This window comes from Enterobacter sp. CFEC122, from assembly GCF_052983755.1.
In genome coordinates, this window is sequence record NZ_JBRIQR010000039.1 from 1 (window position 1) to 17,279 (window position 17,279).

The following is a 17,279-nucleotide window of genomic DNA, read 5'->3' on the forward strand; positions in this document are numbered from 1 at the left end:
AATAACATCAGGCACTATCCTGCAAACTGCGGGCATACATCCGCCCTTCGGCGGCCAGCGCCCGCAGGCTTGGATCCTGCTCGCGGTTGCGGGCAAAGACGATGGCGATCAGCTGTTGCATCTGGTACGGCTCGGCAAGCTTCAGGAGCTGCACGGAATTCTCATAGACCTTTTTCATCCTGCCCGGCATCAGCGTAAAGCCCACTCCCGCCTGCACCAGACTGAGCATGGAGAAAATGTCATTCACCCGGGTAACAATCTCCGGCTCGAACCCGGCGATATGAAACGCCTCCTGGAAGCCTGCATAGGTGGCGAACCCTTCCGCAAGAGAGACAAATTTCCGATCTTTATAGTCGCGCAGATCGGCCGGGCCGCGGGTATTGAGCGTCGCGGAGGCCGGTGCGGCAAGGAAGATGTCGTCATGGAACAGCGGGAGCACTTCCAGGCTGTTACGGTCGATATCGCTCTCGGAAATGGAGATAAGAATGGCGTCCAGAGAGCCTTCATCCAGCATGTGCAGCAGGGTTTCGTTGGAGCCCATCGTCAGATCCATTTCCAGATCCGGACGACGTAGCTTCATGCCCATGATCAGACGCGGCACGGTTTCCAGGGTGAGCGAGTAGAGCGTTCCGACTCGCAGCCGCCCCTGGCCGATCCCGGCAATTTTGCGCGACGCTTCCAGCCCGCGCTCCATCACCTGCATCACTTCCTGACAATATTCCAGTAAGGTCCAGGCGGAAGGGAGAGCAATCAGGTTGCGCCCCTTATGGGTAAAGAGCGGACAGCGCACGTTCTCTTCCAGCGTGTGCAGCGCACGGTGAACGCTGACGCCGCTCAGGCCCAGAGTTTCGGCGGTACGCGCGATATTCCCCTTCTCCATAAACGTCATGAAGATGCTGAGCTTGCGGAATGTAATCTCGCTCGTGTTATCGAAACTCATAGCCCTCCCGGTATCAGTCAGCCTGCAGCATCGCTTCCAGCTGTTCCTGCGCGTCCAGCCACGCCATCTCACACTCTTCAAGGCTGGATTTGGTCTTCGCCTGGGTTTGCAGGCAGTCCGTCAGTTCGGCTTTACGGCTCTGGTCATACAGACCGCTGTCGCCCAGCTTCTCTTCAACGGTAGCAAGCGTGGCGTTGAGCTTTTCCATCTCTTTTTCGAGACGGGCAATCTCTTTACGCAGCGGCTGCGTCTGGGTGCGCAGCTCCGCTTCACGGCGCTTCTGGTCTTTACGTGCCTGCGCGCTGTTGGCGTTCTCTTTCGCTGACTCTTCCGGCTGGTTTTCCTGCTTCTGCACGTCCGTCAGCCACTGCTGGTAGTCTTCCAGATCGCCGTCGAACGGTTCGACTTTGCCGTCGTGCACTAAGTAGAGATCGTCCGTGGTGGAGCGGATCAGGTGACGATCGTGCGAAACGACAACCAGCGCCCCTTCGAATTCAATCAGCGCTTCGGTCAGCGCCTGACGCATGTCGAGATCCAGGTGGTTGGTCGGTTCATCGAGCAGCAGCAGGTTCGGGCGCTGCCAGACGATCAGCGCCAGCACCAGACGGGCCTTTTCGCCGCCGGAGAAGCGCTCGGTGTTTTCGGTGACCTTATCGCCCTGGAAGCCGAAGCCGCCGAGGTAGTCGCGCAGCTTCTGCTCCATCTCCTGCGGCGCCAGACGCGCAAGGTGCTGAATCGGGGATTCATCCGCGCGTAAAAATTCCAGCTGATGCTGGGCGAAGTAACCCAGCTTGATGCCCTTCGCCAGGCCGATTTCACCCTTGACCGGATTAAGCTCGCCCGCCAGCAGTTTGATCAGCGTGGATTTACCGGCACCGTTGCGCCCGAGCAGACCAATACGTGAACCCGGCACCAGGTTGAGCTTGATGGAGTCGAGAATAATGCGGTCGGCATAACCCGCGCTGACCTTTTCCATTTTCAGCAGGGGATTTGGCAGGCTTTCCGGGGCCCGGAAGCTGAAGTGGAACGGGTTGTCGACGTGCGCCGGGGCGATCATCTCCATGCGCTCCAGCATCTTGATGCGGCTCTGGGCCTGCTTCGCCTTTGACGCCTTGGCCTTGAAGCGATCCACAAAGCTTTGCAGGTGCGCTACGCGCTGCTGCTGGCTTTCGTACATGGACTGCTGCTGGGCAAGACGCGTCGCGCGCTGGCGCTCGAAGGAGCTGTAGTTGCCCGTGTACTCGAACATCGTTTGCTGTTCGATATGAATGATTTTATCCACCACCGGGTCGAGGAAGTCGCGGTCGTGGGAGATCAGAATCAGAGTGCCCTGATAGCTCTTGAGCCACTTCTCCAGCCAAATAACCGCATCGAGATCGAGGTGGTTAGTCGGTTCATCGAGCAGCAGCAGGTCAGAGCGGCAAATCAGCGCCTGCGCCAGGTTGAGGCGCATACGCCAGCCGCCGGAGAAGTCGCTGACCGGGCGTTCCAGCTGCTCATTGCTGAAGCCCAGGCCGTGCAGCAGGCTGGAGGCGCGGGAGCGAATGGTCCACGCGTCGATGGCGTCCAGCTTGCCGTGAACGGTGGCGATGGCGTGGCCGTCGTTGCGCTCGTTTGCGGCATTGAGTTCCGCTTCGAGTTTTCGGTACTCACGATCGCCGTCGATAACATAGTCGAGTGCCGGTTCGCTCAGCGCGGGCGTCTCCTGGTTTACCCAGGCGAGCTGCCAGTTCCCCGGGAAGGTGAAGTTACCGCCATCCGCGCTAATCTCGTTTTTCAGCAGCGCCAGCAGCGTGGATTTACCACAGCCGTTTTTGCCGACCAGACCCACTTTCTGGCCCGGGTTGATGGTAGCAGTGGCGTTATCCAGCAGGACGCGCACGCCGCGACGAATTTGTAACGAGGAGAAAACAATCATAGAAGCGCCGTATGTTCCGACTATGTTAATTTGTCATTATGATAATGTAAGGTGTGGGCCATTTTCCGCACCGGGCCGCCATGGTAGCCCAAAACAGCGACGATACACAAAAACAGAAACAAGACCGGGAGGGGAATGATGTCTCAGACAGCAAAAGTGCTGCTGCTGTATGCCCATCCGGAATCTCAGGACTCGGTGGCAAACCGGGTGCTGCTTAAGCCGGCTACTCAGCTCAGCAACGTGACGGTGCACGATCTCTACGCGCACTATCCTGATTTCTTTATTGATATTCCTTACGAGCAGGAACTGCTGCGTCAGCATGACGTGATTGTGTTCCAGCATCCGCTTTATACCTACAGCTGTCCGGCGCTGCTCAAAGAGTGGCTGGACCGCGTGCTTAGCCGGGGCTTCTCCAGCGGGGTGGGGGGCAACCAGCTGGCGGGAAAGTACTGGCGTAGTGTGATTACGACCGGTGAACCCGAAAGCGCCTACCGCCACGACGGGCTGAACCGCTATCCGATGAGCGACATTCTGCGGCCTTTTGAGCTGACGGCGGCCATGTGCCGTATGCACTGGATGAGCCCGATTATTGTCTACTGGGCCCGTCGTCAGGATCCGAAAGAGCTGGCCAGCCACGCCAGAGCCTACGGTGAATGGCTGGCGTCACCGATTCCGGCAGGAGGGCGTTAATGGAAGGATCGAATTTGCTCCTCGCCGGGGTGCTGTTTTTATTTGCGGCCGTCGTCGCGGTGCCGCTTGCCGCCCGTATCGGCATCGGGGCGGTGCTGGGGTATCTGCTGGCGGGGATCGCGATTGGCCCCTGGGGACTGGGATTCATCAGCGATGTGGATGAAATTCTCCATTTCTCCGAACTGGGCGTGGTGTTCCTGATGTTCATCATTGGCCTTGAGCTCAACCCTTCTAAATTGTGGCAGCTCCGACGCTCAATCTTTGGCGTAGGTGCCGCTCAGGTGTTGCTCAGCGCCGCGATTCTGGGTGGCCTGTTAATGCTGACGAATTTCTCCTGGCAGGCGGCGGTGATCGGCGGAATAGGCCTTGCGATGTCGTCGACGGCGATGGCCCTGCAGCTGATGCGCGACAAGGGGATGAACCGTAACGAAGCCGGTCAGCTGGGTTTTTCGGTGCTGCTGTTCCAGGATTTGGCGGTCATCCCGGCGCTGGCGCTGGTGCCGCTGCTGGCGGGCTCCGGCGACGACCACTTTGACTGGGCGAAAATCGCCATGAAGGTGCTGGCCTTCGCGGGGATGCTGATTGGCGGACGTTTCCTGTTACGTCCCGTATTCCGCTTTATTGCCGCGTCCGGCGTGCGCGAGGTGTTTACCGCCGCGACGCTGCTGCTGGTGCTGGGGTCGGCATTGTTTATGGACGCGCTGGGGCTGTCGATGGCGCTCGGGACCTTTATCGCCGGGGTACTGCTGGCGGAAAGTGAATACCGCCACGAGCTGGAAATTGCCATCGATCCCTTCAAAGGGTTGCTGTTGGGGTTGTTCTTTATTTCGGTGGGGATGGCGCTCAACCTTGGCGTGCTCTATACCCATCTCCTGTGGGTTGTGGTGAGCGTCGCTATCCTGGTGGCGGTGAAAACGCTGGTACTGTACGTCATGGCGCGCATTTACGGCCTGCGCAGCTCGGAGCGCATGCAGTTTGCGAGCGTGTTGAGCCAGGGAGGCGAGTTCGCGTTTGTGCTGTTCTCTACCGCCTCGTCCCAGAAGCTGTTTAAAGACGATCAGATGGCGCTTTTGCTGGTAACGGTCACGCTGTCCATGATGACCACGCCGCTGCTGATGAAGATGGTGGATAGACTGCTGTCGCGCCGCCTGAACCCGGCAGACGACGAAGACGAAGCGCCGTGGGTGGAAGACGATAAGCCCCAGGTGATCGTGGTGGGCTTTGGCCGCTTTGGACAGGTAATCGGCCGTTTGCTGATGGCGAACAAAATGCGCATTACGGTGCTGGAGCGGGATATCAGCGCGGTCAACCTGATGCGCAAATATGGCTACAAGGTTTACTACGGCGACGCGACCCAGCTTGAGCTACTGCGCTCGGCGGGGGCAGAGGCGGCAGAGTCCATCGTCATTACCTGTAACGACCCGGAAGACACGATGAAGCTGGTGGATCTCTGCCAGCAGCATTTCCCCCATCTGCATATTCTGGCGCGTGCGCGGGGACGTGTTGAAGCTCACGAATTATTGCAGGCGGGTGTGAAACACTTTTCCCGTGAGACGTTCTCCAGCGCGCTGGAGCTGGGGCGCAAGGCGCTGATCTCGCTTGGCATGCATCCGCATCAGGCGCAGCGCGCCCAGATGCACTTCCGCCGGCTGGATATGCGGATGCTGCGCGAGCTGATGCCGGTCCATACCGATACGGCGCAGATCTCCCGCGTCCGGGAAGCGCGTCGCGAGCTGGAGGAGATCTTCCAGCGCGAGATGCAGCAGGAACGACGCCAGCTCGATGGCTGGGATGAATTTGAATAAAGGGTAACGAAAGATGGCTGTACGTAAACGCTTTATCGCGGGTGCAAAATGCCCGACCTGCCAGGCGCAAGATACCCTGGCGATGTGGCGGGAAAATAATATTGATGTTGTTGAGTGTGTTAAGTGCGGTCACCAGATGCGTGAGGCCGACAAAGAGGCCCGCGATCACGTTCGCAAAGAAGAGCAAGTTATCGGGATTTTTCATCCGGACTAGCGATATGCCCTGAGTTTTTTTAAGCTAAAGGGTACACAGGTGCAGATTTCCGCTACAATCTGCGCCAGCAATTTTCCCACGCTCAGGAGATATCATGAAAGTAGCAAAAGACCTGGTGGTCAGCCTGGCCTATCAGGTACGTACAGAAGACGGTGTGTTGGTTGATGAGTCTCCGGTGAGTGCGCCGCTTGACTACCTGCATGGTCACGGTTCCCTGATTTCCGGCCTGGAAAACGCGCTGGAAGGTCATGAAGTTGGCGACAAATTTGACGTTGCTGTAGGCGCGAACGACGCTTACGGTCAGTATGACGACAACCTGGTTCAGCGCGTTCCTAAAGACGTATTCATGGGCGTTGACGAACTGCAGGTTGGCATGCGCTTCCTGGCGGAAACCGACCAGGGCCCGGTTCCAGTTGAAATCACCGAAGTGGAAGATGACCACGTCGTGGTTGACGGCAACCACATGCTGGCTGGCCAGAACCTGAAGTTCAACGTAGAAGTTGTTGCGATCCGCGAAGCGACCGAAGAAGAGCTGGCTCATGGCCACGTTCACGGTGCGCACGGTCACGACCATGACCACGATCACGGCCACGACGGCTGCTGCGGTGGTCACGGCCACGACCATGGTCATGACCACGGCCACGGTAAAGGTGGTTGCGGTAACGGCGGCTGCGGCTGCCACTAATTCCGTCATGCGGAAAATAAAAAAGCGGGATTATCCCGCTTTTTTTACGCCTCAATAATGAGGAGGTGGCGTCTCTTCTGACTGAGAGGCGATGTTCGACGGCTGCGTAGCCTTCAGCTTTTCCGTCAGCAGGCGCATATGATCCCGCAGTTTCGCCATTTCGAGCTCATGTGCGGTCACGGTCTGGTTTAGCTCTTCGATGGTGATGTCCTGAAAAGCCAGGCGGCTTTCCAGCTCAGCCATTCTCGCTTCTATCGTTGTATCCTTCATCATTCACCTCGTTTATTTCAGATTCGCCATAATGGCCCAGCGGCGGCGCAGTTTAACTGAGTTTATCCTTAAGTACAGTTCGCATCCCTCTGGCAAGAAACTTATTTAAACAAAAATAGTCTGAAAAGTGGCGAGAATTGGACGTGTCTGTCTGTAGATTTCTTCTGCAACGTTTTATAGTACGTCACTCATTTACGTTTAACGCTGGGGTGAGAGTCCCCAGGCCCTGGAGATATGGATGAAATCACTGTTTAAAGTAACGCTGCTGGCGACGACGATGGCTGTTGCGCTGAACGCGCCGCTGTCATTCGCTGCTGATACTGCTGCGAAGCCTGCTGCCACTGCAGACAGCAAAGCAGCGTTCAAAAATGACGACCAGAAATCCGCCTACGCACTGGGCGCATCTCTGGGTCGTTACATGGAAAACTCTCTGAAAGAACAAGAGAAACTGGGCATCAAACTGGATAAAGCTCAGCTGATCGCAGGCGTTCAGGACGCATTTGCCGATAAGAGCAAGCTGTCTGACCAGGAAATTGAACAGACTCTGCAGGCGTTCGAAGCGCGTGTGAAGGGCGCCGCGCAGACTAAGATGGACGCGGACGCAAAAGACAACGAAGCGAAAGGCAAAGCCTACCGCGATGCTTTCGCTAAAGAGAAGGGTGTGAAAACCTCTTCGACTGGCCTGGTGTACAAAGTTGAGAAAGAAGGCACCGGCGATGCGCCTAAAGACAGCGACACGGTTGTCGTGAACTACAAAGGTACGCTGATCGACGGTAAAGAGTTCGATAACTCTTACACCCGTGGTGAGCCGCTCTCCTTCCGTCTGGATGGTGTGATCCCTGGCTGGACTGAAGGCCTGAAAAACATCAAGAAAGGCGGCAAGATCAAGATGGTCATCCCACCGGATCTGGCCTATGGCAAAACCGGCGTTCCGGGGATCCCTGCCAACTCTACGCTGGTCTTTGACGTAGAGCTGCTGGACATCAAACCGGCACCGAAAGCGGATGCCAAGGCAGACGCACCGGCTGACGATAAAGCCGCTGCTGCTAAGAAGTAATGCTGAAAAAAACCGCCGCCTTTAAGGCGGCGGTTTTTTATTGTGGGGCAGATATAATTAACACTGGAAAGCGTTAGGCACGCTGTATTAATTTAGTTGTCCGTGTAGATAATGAGCCTGCCCTGAAAACCTAACGACAGGCTCCTGAAAAGGAGTGTTTTTTTCATGTCCAGGTCGCTTTTAACCAACGAAACCAGTGAACTTGATTTGCTGGATCAACGTCCTTTTGACCAGACCGACTTCGATATTCTGAAATCCTATGAAGCGGTAGTGGACGGGTTAGCGATGCTCATTGGCTCCCACTGCGAAATCGTATTGCACTCCCTGCAAGATCTGAAGTGTTCCGCCATCCGCATTGCGAATGGTGAGCATACTGGCCGTAAAATTGGCTCGCCAATTACCGACCTTGCATTGCGTATGTTGCATGACATGACCGGCGCGGACAGCAGCGTCTCCAAATGCTATTTCACCCGCGCCAAAAGCGGCGTGCTGATGAAATCAGAAACCATCGCGATTCGAAACCGCGAGCATCGTGTAATTGGGCTGCTGTGCATCAACATGAACCTTGATGTGCCTTTCTCGCAGATCATGAGCACCTTTATTCCACCCGAAACGCCGGATGTTGGCTCTTCTGTTAACTTTGCCTCTTCCGTCGAAGATCTCGTCACGCAGACGCTTGAGTTCACCATTGAAGAGGTGAATGCCGACCGCAACGTCTCGAACAACGCCAAGAATCGCCAGATCGTGCTCAATCTCTATGAAAAAGGGATTTTTGATATTAAAGACGCCATCAACCAGGTGGCCGATCGTCTCAACATCTCCAAGCACACGGTCTATCTCTATATTCGCCAGTTCAAAAGCGGTGATTTCCTGGGACAAGACAAGTAATGCGTTTTGCGTTAATGGTGACAGGCCCGGCGTACGGGACTCAGCAGGCAAGCAGCGCGCTGCAGTTTGCGCATGCGCTGCTGGCAGCCGGACATGAGCTGGCGAGCGTCTTCTTCTATCGGGAAGGGGTGTATAACGCGAACCAGTTTACGTCGCCGGCGAGCGATGAGTTTGATGTGGTGCGCGGCTGGCAGGCATTAAACGAAAAGCAGGGCGTAGAACTGCACATCTGCGTGGCGGCGGCACTGCGCCGCGGCGTGACCGATGCAACCGAAGCCGCCCGTCTTGGTTTGTCGGGTTCTAACCTGCAGCCCGGTTTTTCGTTAAGCGGTTTGGGCGCGCTGGCACAGGCGGCGCTCACCTGCGACAGAGTGGTGCAATTCTGATGAAGCGCGTGGCATTTGTTTTTGCGTCTGCGCCGCACGGGAGCGCTTCTGGCCGCGAAGGGCTGGATGCGTTACTTGCGACGTCCGCGCTGACCGAAGATATCGGCGTCTTCTTTTTAGGGGACGGTGTGTTTCAGCTTCTGGCGGGTCAGCAGCCACAGGCCATTCTGGCGCGGGATTACATCGCTACGTTTAAAGTGCTGCCGCTGTATGACATTGAAACCCTTTATGTCTGCGCCGACTCGCTGACCGCTCGCGGTTTGGATGAGAAGACGCCTTTCGTGCTGGATGTGACCGTCGTGTCTTCTGCGGCATTGCGCGAACACCTTTCCCACTACGACACCGTTCTGACTTTCTGAGGCTGCCATGCTCCATACTCTGAGCCATTCACCATGGCAATGTGATATCGACGCGTTACTGAGTATGCTGCGCGACGGTGATGACCTGCTTCTGATTCAGGACGGCGTGCTTGCCGCACTTGAAGGCAGCCGCTTCGTTGAAATGCTCACGAATGCCCCCATAACAGTTTCTGCGCTGAAAGACGATCTGGATGCGCGGGGTCTTTCTGGTCAAATTTCAGCCAAAATTGACGTGGTTGGCTATACTGATTTCGTCAATCTTACTGTGACGCACGCCAGTCAAATGAACTGGTGATTTGAGATCGCTGTATATTTCTTGACACCTTTTCGACGTAGCCCTAAAATTTCGCGTCCTCATATTGTATGAGGTCGTTTTATTACGTGTTTACGAAGCAAAAGCTAAAACCAGGAGCTATTTAATGGCAACAGTTAACCAGCTGGTACGCAAACCACGTGCACGCAAAGTTGCGAAAAGCAACGTGCCTGCGCTGGAAGCCTGCCCGCAGAAACGTGGTGTATGTACTCGTGTATATACCACCACTCCTAAAAAACCAAACTCCGCACTGCGTAAAGTATGCCGTGTGCGTTTGACTAACGGTTTCGAAGTGACTTCCTACATCGGTGGTGAAGGTCACAACCTGCAGGAGCACTCCGTGATCCTGATCCGTGGCGGTCGTGTTAAAGACCTTCCGGGTGTTCGTTACCACACCGTTCGTGGTGCGCTGGACTGCTCAGGTGTTAAAGACCGTAAGCAGGCTCGCTCCAAGTACGGCGTGAAGCGTCCTAAGGCTTAATGGTTCTCCGTTAAGTAAGGCCAAACTGATTTATCTTAATGTCATACTAAACTCTTTGAGTTTTGGACAATCCTGAATTAACAACGGAGTATTCCCATGCCACGTCGTCGCGTCATTGGTCAGCGTAAAATTCTTCCAGATCCGAAATTCGGATCAGAACTGCTGGCAAAATTTGTAAATATCCTGATGGTAGATGGTAAAAAATCTACTGCAGAAGCAATCGTATACAGCGCGCTGGAGACCCTGGCTCAGCGTTCTGGTAAAAATGAACTGGAAGCTTTCGAAGTCGCTCTCGACAACGTTCGCCCAACTGTAGAAGTTAAGTCCCGCCGCGTTGGTGGTTCTACTTATCAGGTTCCAGTTGAAGTTCGTCCGGTTCGTCGTAATGCCCTGGCAATGCGTTGGATCGTTGAAGCTGCTCGTAAACGCGGTGATAAATCCATGGCTCTGCGTCTGGCGAACGAACTTTCTGATGCTGCAGACAACAAAGGTACTGCAGTTAAGAAACGTGAAGACGTTCACCGTATGGCAGAAGCCAACAAGGCGTTCGCACACTACCGTTGGTAATCCCTTCGGAGTCTTAGTCACCAGGCGGGCGCTTCAGAGAAGCCGCCCGCTCTGGGTAACTTAACTGAACGCCTAAAGATATAAACGAGGAATCAAATGGCTCGTACAACACCCATCGCACGCTACCGTAACATCGGTATCAGTGCGCACATCGACGCCGGTAAAACCACTACTACCGAACGTATTCTGTTCTACACCGGTGTAAACCACAAAATCGGTGAAGTTCATGACGGCGCAGCCACCATGGACTGGATGGAACAGGAGCAGGAGCGTGGTATCACTATCACCTCCGCAGCGACTACTGCATTCTGGTCAGGTATGGCTAAGCAGTACGAACCGCATCGCGTAAACATCATCGACACCCCAGGGCACGTTGACTTCACAATCGAAGTAGAACGTTCCATGCGTGTTCTTGACGGCGCGGTAATGGTTTATTGCGCAGTTGGTGGTGTTCAGCCACAGTCTGAAACCGTATGGCGTCAGGCGAACAAATATAAAGTTCCACGCATCGCGTTCGTTAACAAAATGGACCGTATGGGTGCTAACTTCCTGAAAGTTGTTGGTCAGATCAAAACCCGTCTGGGCGCGAACCCTGTTCCGCTGCAGCTGGCAATTGGTGCTGAAGAAGGCTTCACCGGCGTTATCGACCTGGTGAAAATGAAAGCCATCAACTGGAACGATGCAGACCAGGGCGTTACCTTCGAATACGAAGATATCCCAGCTGCAATGCAGGACCTGGCTGACGAATGGCACCAGAACCTGATCGAATCCGCTGCTGAAGCTTCTGAAGAGCTGATGGAGAAATACCTGGGTGGTGAAGAACTGACTGAAGAAGAGATCAAAAAAGCTCTGCGTCAGCGCGTTCTGAACAACGAAATCATCCTGGTAACCTGTGGTTCTGCGTTCAAGAACAAAGGTGTTCAGGCGATGCTGGATGCGGTAGTTGACTACCTGCCATCCCCAGTTGACGTTCCTGCGATCAACGGCATCCTGGACGACGGTAAAGATACCCCGGCTGAGCGTCACGCAAGCGACGAAGAGCCATTCTCTGCACTGGCGTTCAAAATTGCTACCGACCCATTCGTGGGTAACCTGACCTTCTTCCGCGTTTACTCTGGTGTGGTTAACTCCGGTGACACCATCCTGAACTCCGTGAAAGCGGCGCGTGAGCGTTTTGGCCGTATCGTACAGATGCACGCTAACAAACGTGAAGAAATCAAAGAAGTTCGTGCGGGCGACATCGCTGCAGCTATCGGTCTGAAAGACGTGACCACTGGTGACACCCTGTGTGACCCGGATCACCCGATCATTCTGGAGCGTATGGAATTCCCAGAGCCGGTAATCTCCATCGCAGTTGAACCAAAAACCAAAGCTGACCAGGAAAAAATGGGTCTGGCTCTGGGCCGTCTGGCGAAAGAAGACCCATCATTCCGCGTATGGACTGATGAAGAATCTAACCAGACCATCATCGCTGGTATGGGTGAACTGCACCTGGACATCATCGTTGACCGTATGAAGCGTGAATTCAACGTTGAAGCGAACGTGGGTAAACCTCAGGTTGCTTACCGCGAAGCGATTCGCGCGAAAGTTACCGATATTGAAGGTAAACACGCTAAGCAGTCTGGTGGTCGCGGTCAGTACGGTCACGTTGTGATCGACATGTACCCACTGGAGCCGGGCTCTAACCCGAAAGGTTACGAGTTCATCAACGACATCAAAGGTGGTGTAATTCCTGGCGAATACATCCCAGCCGTTGATAAAGGCATCCAGGAACAGCTGAAAGCGGGCCCTCTGGCTGGCTATCCGGTTGTTGACATGGGTATCCGTCTGCACTTCGGTTCTTACCACGACGTTGACTCCTCTGAACTGGCGTTTAAACTGGCTGCGTCTATTGCCTTTAAAGAAGGCTTTAAGAAAGCAAAACCAGTTCTGCTTGAGCCAATCATGAAGGTTGAAGTAGAAACTCCTGAAGAGAACACCGGTGACGTTATCGGTGACTTGAGCCGTCGTCGCGGTATGCTGCGTGGTCAGGAATCCGAAGTGACTGGCGTTAAGATCCACGCTGAAGTTCCGCTGTCTGAAATGTTCGGATATGCAACTCAGCTGCGTTCTCTGACCAAAGGTCGTGCATCATACACCATGGAATTCCTGAAGTATGATGATGCGCCTAACAACGTTGCTCAGGCCGTTATTGAAGCCCGTGGTAAGTAATCCACAGGATTAAAACCTAAGTCCCGTGCTCTCTCCAAAGGGGAGAGCACTATAGTAAGGAATATAGCCGTGTCTAAAGAAAAATTTGAACGTACAAAACCGCACGTCAACGTTGGTACTATCGGCCACGTTGACCATGGTAAAACTACCCTGACTGCTGCAATCACTACCGTTCTGGCTAAAACCTACGGTGGTTCTGCTCGTGCATTCGACCAGATCGATAACGCACCAGAAGAAAAAGCTCGTGGTATCACCATCAACACTTCCCACGTTGAATACGACACCCCGACTCGCCACTACGCACACGTAGACTGCCCAGGCCACGCCGACTATGTTAAAAACATGATCACCGGTGCTGCGCAGATGGACGGCGCGATCCTGGTTGTTGCTGCGACTGACGGCCCAATGCCTCAGACTCGTGAGCACATCCTGCTGGGTCGTCAGGTAGGCGTTCCTTACATCATCGTGTTCCTGAACAAATGCGACATGGTTGATGACGAAGAGCTGCTGGAACTGGTAGAGATGGAAGTTCGTGAACTGCTGTCTCAGTACGATTTCCCAGGCGACGATACCCCAATCGTTCGTGGTTCTGCTCTGAAAGCGCTGGAAGGCGACGCAGAGTGGGAAGCGAAAATCATCGAACTGGCTGGCTTCCTGGATTCTTACATCCCAGAACCAGAGCGTGCGATTGACAAGCCATTCCTGCTGCCAATCGAAGACGTATTCTCCATCTCCGGTCGTGGTACCGTTGTTACCGGTCGTGTAGAGCGCGGTATCATCAAAGTTGGTGAAGAAGTTGAAATCGTTGGTATCAAAGAGACTGCGAAGTCTACCTGTACTGGCGTTGAAATGTTCCGCAAACTGCTGGACGAAGGCCGTGCTGGTGAGAACGTTGGTGTTCTGCTGCGTGGTATCAAACGTGAAGAAATCGAACGTGGTCAGGTTCTGGCGAAGCCAGGCTCAATCAAGCCACACACCAAGTTCGAATCTGAAGTGTACATCCTGTCCAAAGACGAAGGCGGCCGTCATACTCCGTTCTTCAAAGGCTACCGTCCACAGTTCTACTTCCGTACTACTGACGTGACCGGTACCATCGAACTGCCAGAAGGCGTTGAGATGGTAATGCCAGGCGACAACATCAAGATGGTTGTGACGCTGATCCACCCAATCGCGATGGACGACGGTCTGCGTTTCGCAATCCGTGAAGGTGGCCGTACCGTTGGCGCGGGCGTGGTTGCTAAAGTTCTCGGCTAATTGCTGATAACATTTGACGCAATGCGCAATAAAAGGGCATCATTTGATGCCCTTTTTGCACGCTTTCACGTCAGAACCTGGCTCATCAGTGATTATTTTTGTCATAATCATTGCTGAGACAGGCTCTGCAGAGAGCGTATAATTCGAAAAGCGAATTAGCATTTCGATTTGGTTTGCCTCGCAATCGCGGGGTGAAAATGTTTGTAGAATACTTCTGACAGGTTGGTTTATGAGTGCGAATACCGAAGCTCAAGGGAGCGGGCGCGGCCTGGAAGCGATGAAATGGGTAGTAGTAGCCGTTCTGCTGATCGTAGCGATTGTCGGCAACTACCTTTATCGTGACATGATGCTGCCGCTACGCGCGCTTGCAGTGGTAATTCTGATTGCTGCAGCGGGTGGTGTCGCGCTGTTGACGACGAAAGGCAAAGCGACCGTCGCTTTTGCTCGCGAAGCGCGTACCGAAGTCCGTAAGGTAATTTGGCCGACTCGCCAGGAAACATTGCACACCACGCTGATCGTAGCGGCGGTTACCGCTGTAATGTCACTGATCCTGTGGGGACTGGATGGTATTCTGGTTCGCCTGGTATCCTTTATCACTGGCCTGAGGTTCTGAGATGTCTGAAGCCCCTAAAAAGCGCTGGTACGTCGTTCAGGCGTTTTCCGGTTTTGAAGGCCGCGTAGCAACGTCGCTGCGTGAGCATATCAAATTACACAACATGGAAGAGTTATTTGGCGAAGTTATGGTTCCGACCGAAGAAGTGGTCGAGATCCGTGGCGGCCAGCGTCGCAAAAGCGAGCGCAAATTCTTCCCGGGTTACGTGCTGGTTCAGATGGTGATGAACGACGCGAGCTGGCACCTGGTGCGCAGCGTACCGCGCGTGATGGGCTTTATCGGCGGCACGTCTGACCGTCCGGCGCCAATCAGCGACAAAGAAGTGGATGCGATTATGAACCGCCTGCAGCAGGTTGGTGATAAGCCGCGTCCGAAAACGCTGTTTGAACCGGGTGAAATGGTTCGTGTTAATGACGGTCCGTTTGCTGACTTTAACGGCGTCGTTGAAGAAGTGGACTACGAAAAGTCCCGCCTGAAAGTTTCTGTATCTATCTTCGGTCGTGCGACCCCGGTAGAACTGGACTTTGCGCAGGTCGAAAAAGCCTAAGCAGCGATCAAAAAAGCGACGATTTAATCGTTGCACAGGGCGCGAGATTGGAATACAATTTCGCGCCTTTTGTTTTTATGGGCCCGGCCCGTAAAACGAATTTTATTCACGGGGAGCCTCACTGAGGCGCTATTACCCAATCAGAGGATTTTAGAATGGCTAAGAAAGTACAAGCCTACGTCAAGCTGCAGGTTGCAGCTGGTATGGCGAACCCAAGTCCACCAGTTGGTCCAGCTCTGGGTCAGCAGGGTGTGAACATCATGGAATTCTGTAAAGCGTTCAACGCAAAAACGGAATCCCTGGAAAAAGGTCTGCCAATCCCAGTCGTAATCACTGTTTACGCTGACCGTTCTTTCACTTTCGTTACCAAAACCCCTCCTGCAGCAGTTCTGCTGAAGAAAGCGGCTGGTATCAAGTCTGGTTCCGGTAAACCGAACAAAGACAAAGTGGGTAAAATTTCCCGCGCTCAGCTGCAGGAAATCGCGCAGACCAAAGCTGCCGACATGACTGGTGCCGACATTGAAGCGATGACTCGCTCAATCGAAGGTACTGCACGTTCCATGGGCCTGGTAGTGGAGGACTAAGAAATGGCTAAACTGACCAAGCGCATGTCCGTGATCCGTGACAAAGTTGATGCGACCAAACAGTACGACATCAACGAAGCTATCGCTCTGCTGAAAGAACTGGCAACTGCTAAGTTCGTTGAAAGCGTTGACGTTGCCGTTAACCTGGGCATCGACGCGCGTAAATCCGATCAGAACGTTCGTGGCGCAACTGTACTGCCACACGGTACTGGCCGTTCCGTACGTGTAGCTGTATTTGCTCAGGGTGCAAACGCTGAAGCTGCTAAAGCTGCCGGCGCTGAACTGGTAGGTATGGAAGATCTGGCTGATCAGATCAAGAAAGGCGAAATGAACTTTGACGTTGTTATTGCTTCTCCAGATGCAATGCGCGTTGTTGGCCAGCTGGGCCAGGTTCTGGGTCCACGCGGCCTGATGCCAAACCCGAAAGTGGGTACTGTAACCCCTAACGTTGCTGAAGCGGTTAAGAACGCTAAAGCAGGTCAGGTTCGTTATCGTAACGACAAAAACGGCATCATCCACACCACCATCGGTAAAGTGGACTTTGACGCTGACAAACTGAAAGAAAACCTGGAAGCTCTGCTGGTTGCGCTGAAAAAAGCAAAACCAACTCAGGCGAAAGGCGTGTACATCAAGAAAGTTAGCATCTCCACCACCATGGGTGCAGGTGTTGCAGTTGACCAGGCTGGCCTGAGCGCTGCTGCAAACTAATGCCTTTACGTGGGCGGTGATTTTGTCTACAATCTTACCCCCACGTTTGCTAACGAAAGTTAGCGGCTAAAAGAATTGTTCGTTGGAGCCTGGCCTAATCCAGGCCTCCGTCGAAGACCGCAGGTGTTTCGCAAGAGACTTAATCCCCTGCGTAGACGGTGACAGAACGCTAAGATTATTTTTGGATACTCTGGCTTGTTTCTGCTCACCGTATTAAGACGCTCTTTCCGTTGGGGAGAGTGAAGTGAGTTCCGGAACATGAGTTCCGGCAAACATCCAGGAGCAAAGCTAATGGCTTTAAATCTTCAAGACAAACAAGCGATTGTTGCTGAAGTCAGCGAAGTAGCCAAAGGCGCGCTGTCTGCAGTAGTTGCGGATTCCCGTGGCGTTACTGTAGACAAAATGACTGAACTGCGTAAAGCAGGTCGTGAAGCTGGCGTATACATGCGTGTTGTTCGTAACACCCTGCTGCGCCGCGTAGTTGAAGGTACTCAGTTCGAGTGCCTGAAAGACACGTTTGTTGGTCCGACCCTGATTGCATACTCTATGGAACACCCGGGCGCTGCTGCTCGTCTGTTCAAAGAGTTCGCGAAAGCGAATGCAAAATTTGAGGTCAAAGCTGCAGCCTTTGAAGGTGAGTTGATCCCGGCATCGCAAATCGATCGCCTGGCAACCCTGCCGACCTACGAAGAAGCAATTGCACGCCTGATGGCAACCATGAAAGAAGCTGCGGCTGGCAAACTGGTTCGCACTCTGGCTGCTGTACGCGATGCGAAAGAAGCTGCTTAA

General features: G+C 54.0%; 21 protein-coding genes. 18 read left to right on the forward strand and 3 right to left on the reverse strand.

The genetic code is table 11. The annotated features are described in order from the left end of the window. Positions 1-7: 7 nt before the first annotated feature. Positions 8-940, reverse strand: a complete 933-nt coding sequence (locus ACVCAM_RS21155; protein ID WP_021242218.1) for a LysR family transcriptional regulator — start codon at positions 938-940, stop codon at positions 8-10. Positions 941-953: 13 nt separating this feature from the next. Continuing rightward, entirely contained in the window at positions 954-2,858 is a 1,905-nt protein-coding gene (locus tag ACVCAM_RS21160) for an ABC transporter ATP-binding protein (protein WP_025910353.1), read from the reverse strand. Between the two features lie 138 nt (positions 2,859-2,996). On the opposite strand from ACVCAM_RS21160, the gene kefG reads away from it, so the two are divergent. From kefG to slyD, 4 genes are all read left to right on the forward strand, one after another. Beyond that, positions 2,997-3,548, forward strand: coding sequence for a glutathione-regulated potassium-efflux system ancillary protein KefG (gene kefG / locus ACVCAM_RS21165; protein WP_014885493.1), 552 nt, complete (start codon positions 2,997-2,999; stop codon positions 3,546-3,548). Further along, positions 3,548-5,353 carry a glutathione-regulated potassium-efflux system protein KefB gene (gene kefB / locus ACVCAM_RS21170; RefSeq protein WP_008503012.1) on the forward strand — a complete coding sequence of 602 codons (1,806 nt, stop codon included), beginning with the start codon at positions 3,548-3,550 and terminating at the stop codon, positions 5,351-5,353. The genes kefG and kefB overlap by 1 nt, the downstream gene beginning before the upstream one ends. A gap of 13 nt (positions 5,354-5,366) precedes the next feature. Further along, complete coding sequence (locus ACVCAM_RS21175) at positions 5,367-5,567, forward strand: YheV family putative zinc ribbon protein (RefSeq protein WP_010436300.1); 201 nt, start codon at positions 5,367-5,369, stop codon at positions 5,565-5,567. 94 nt (positions 5,568-5,661) lie between these two features. Further along, a complete protein-coding gene (gene slyD, locus ACVCAM_RS21180; RefSeq protein ID WP_008503010.1) occupies positions 5,662-6,252 on the forward strand; it encodes a peptidylprolyl isomerase in 591 nt (196 codons plus the stop codon). 51 nt (positions 6,253-6,303) lie between these two features. Here the strand turns inward: slyD and ACVCAM_RS21185 are convergent, their stop codons facing one another. Then, entirely contained in the window at positions 6,304-6,522 is a 219-nt protein-coding gene (locus ACVCAM_RS21185; RefSeq protein WP_008503009.1) for a protein SlyX, read from the reverse strand. 238 nt (positions 6,523-6,760) lie between these two features. Here ACVCAM_RS21185 and fkpA point away from each other — a divergent pair, with 238 nt between their 5' ends. The 14 genes from fkpA (at position 6,761) to rplJ (ending at position 17,279) form a co-directional block, all read left to right on the forward strand. Then, positions 6,761-7,579 carry an FKBP-type peptidyl-prolyl cis-trans isomerase gene (gene fkpA, locus ACVCAM_RS21190; protein ID WP_008503008.1) on the forward strand — a complete coding sequence of 273 codons (819 nt, stop codon included), beginning with the start codon at positions 6,761-6,763 and terminating at the stop codon, positions 7,577-7,579. Between the two features lie 165 nt (positions 7,580-7,744). Continuing rightward, positions 7,745-8,467 (forward strand): helix-turn-helix transcriptional regulator, encoded by a 723-nt coding sequence (locus tag ACVCAM_RS21195; RefSeq protein WP_003861697.1) that lies wholly within the window; start codon positions 7,745-7,747, stop codon positions 8,465-8,467. Beyond that, positions 8,467-8,853, forward strand: a complete 387-nt coding sequence (tusD, locus tag ACVCAM_RS21200; protein ID WP_023294706.1) for a sulfurtransferase complex subunit TusD — start codon at positions 8,467-8,469, stop codon at positions 8,851-8,853. The genes ACVCAM_RS21195 and tusD overlap by 1 nt, the downstream gene beginning before the upstream one ends. After that, a complete protein-coding gene (gene tusC, locus ACVCAM_RS21205) occupies positions 8,853-9,212 on the forward strand; it encodes a sulfurtransferase complex subunit TusC (RefSeq protein ID WP_367071383.1) in 360 nt (119 codons plus the stop codon). The genes tusD and tusC overlap by 1 nt, the downstream gene beginning before the upstream one ends. A 7-nt stretch (positions 9,213-9,219) precedes the next feature. Continuing rightward, complete coding sequence (gene tusB, locus ACVCAM_RS21210; RefSeq protein WP_008503005.1) at positions 9,220-9,507, forward strand: sulfurtransferase complex subunit TusB; 288 nt, start codon at positions 9,220-9,222, stop codon at positions 9,505-9,507. Positions 9,508-9,631: 124 nt separating this feature from the next. Then, positions 9,632-10,006 carry a 30S ribosomal protein S12 gene (gene rpsL, locus ACVCAM_RS21215; protein WP_000246815.1) on the forward strand — a complete coding sequence of 125 codons (375 nt, stop codon included), beginning with the start codon at positions 9,632-9,634 and terminating at the stop codon, positions 10,004-10,006. A gap of 96 nt (positions 10,007-10,102) precedes the next feature. Further along, complete coding sequence (gene rpsG, locus ACVCAM_RS21220) at positions 10,103-10,573, forward strand: 30S ribosomal protein S7 (protein WP_004106370.1); 471 nt, start codon at positions 10,103-10,105, stop codon at positions 10,571-10,573. 96 nt (positions 10,574-10,669) lie between these two features. Beyond that, positions 10,670-12,784, forward strand: a complete 2,115-nt coding sequence (gene fusA, locus ACVCAM_RS21225) for an elongation factor G (RefSeq protein WP_021242224.1) — start codon at positions 10,670-10,672, stop codon at positions 12,782-12,784. A 69-nt stretch (positions 12,785-12,853) separates the two neighbouring features. Beyond that, on the forward strand, positions 12,854-14,038 hold the full coding sequence (gene tuf, locus ACVCAM_RS21230) for an elongation factor Tu (RefSeq protein ID WP_014830236.1): 1,185 nt from the start codon (positions 12,854-12,856) through the stop codon (positions 14,036-14,038). Between the two features lie 229 nt (positions 14,039-14,267). Beyond that, positions 14,268-14,651, forward strand: coding sequence for a preprotein translocase subunit SecE (secE, locus tag ACVCAM_RS21235; RefSeq protein WP_003862342.1), 384 nt, complete (start codon positions 14,268-14,270; stop codon positions 14,649-14,651). 1 nt (position 14,652) lies between these two features. Further along, on the forward strand, positions 14,653-15,198 hold the full coding sequence (gene nusG / locus ACVCAM_RS21240; RefSeq protein WP_003862341.1) for a transcription termination/antitermination protein NusG: 546 nt from the start codon (positions 14,653-14,655) through the stop codon (positions 15,196-15,198). Positions 15,199-15,353: 155 nt separating this feature from the next. After that, positions 15,354-15,782, forward strand: a complete 429-nt coding sequence (gene rplK, locus ACVCAM_RS21245; RefSeq protein WP_008503452.1) for a 50S ribosomal protein L11 — start codon at positions 15,354-15,356, stop codon at positions 15,780-15,782. Positions 15,783-15,785: 3 nt separating this feature from the next. Beyond that, on the forward strand, positions 15,786-16,490 hold the full coding sequence (gene rplA / locus ACVCAM_RS21250; protein WP_006810530.1) for a 50S ribosomal protein L1: 705 nt from the start codon (positions 15,786-15,788) through the stop codon (positions 16,488-16,490). Positions 16,491-16,781: 291 nt separating this feature from the next. Further along, complete coding sequence (gene rplJ / locus ACVCAM_RS21255; RefSeq protein ID WP_003862338.1) at positions 16,782-17,279, forward strand: 50S ribosomal protein L10; 498 nt, start codon at positions 16,782-16,784, stop codon at positions 17,277-17,279.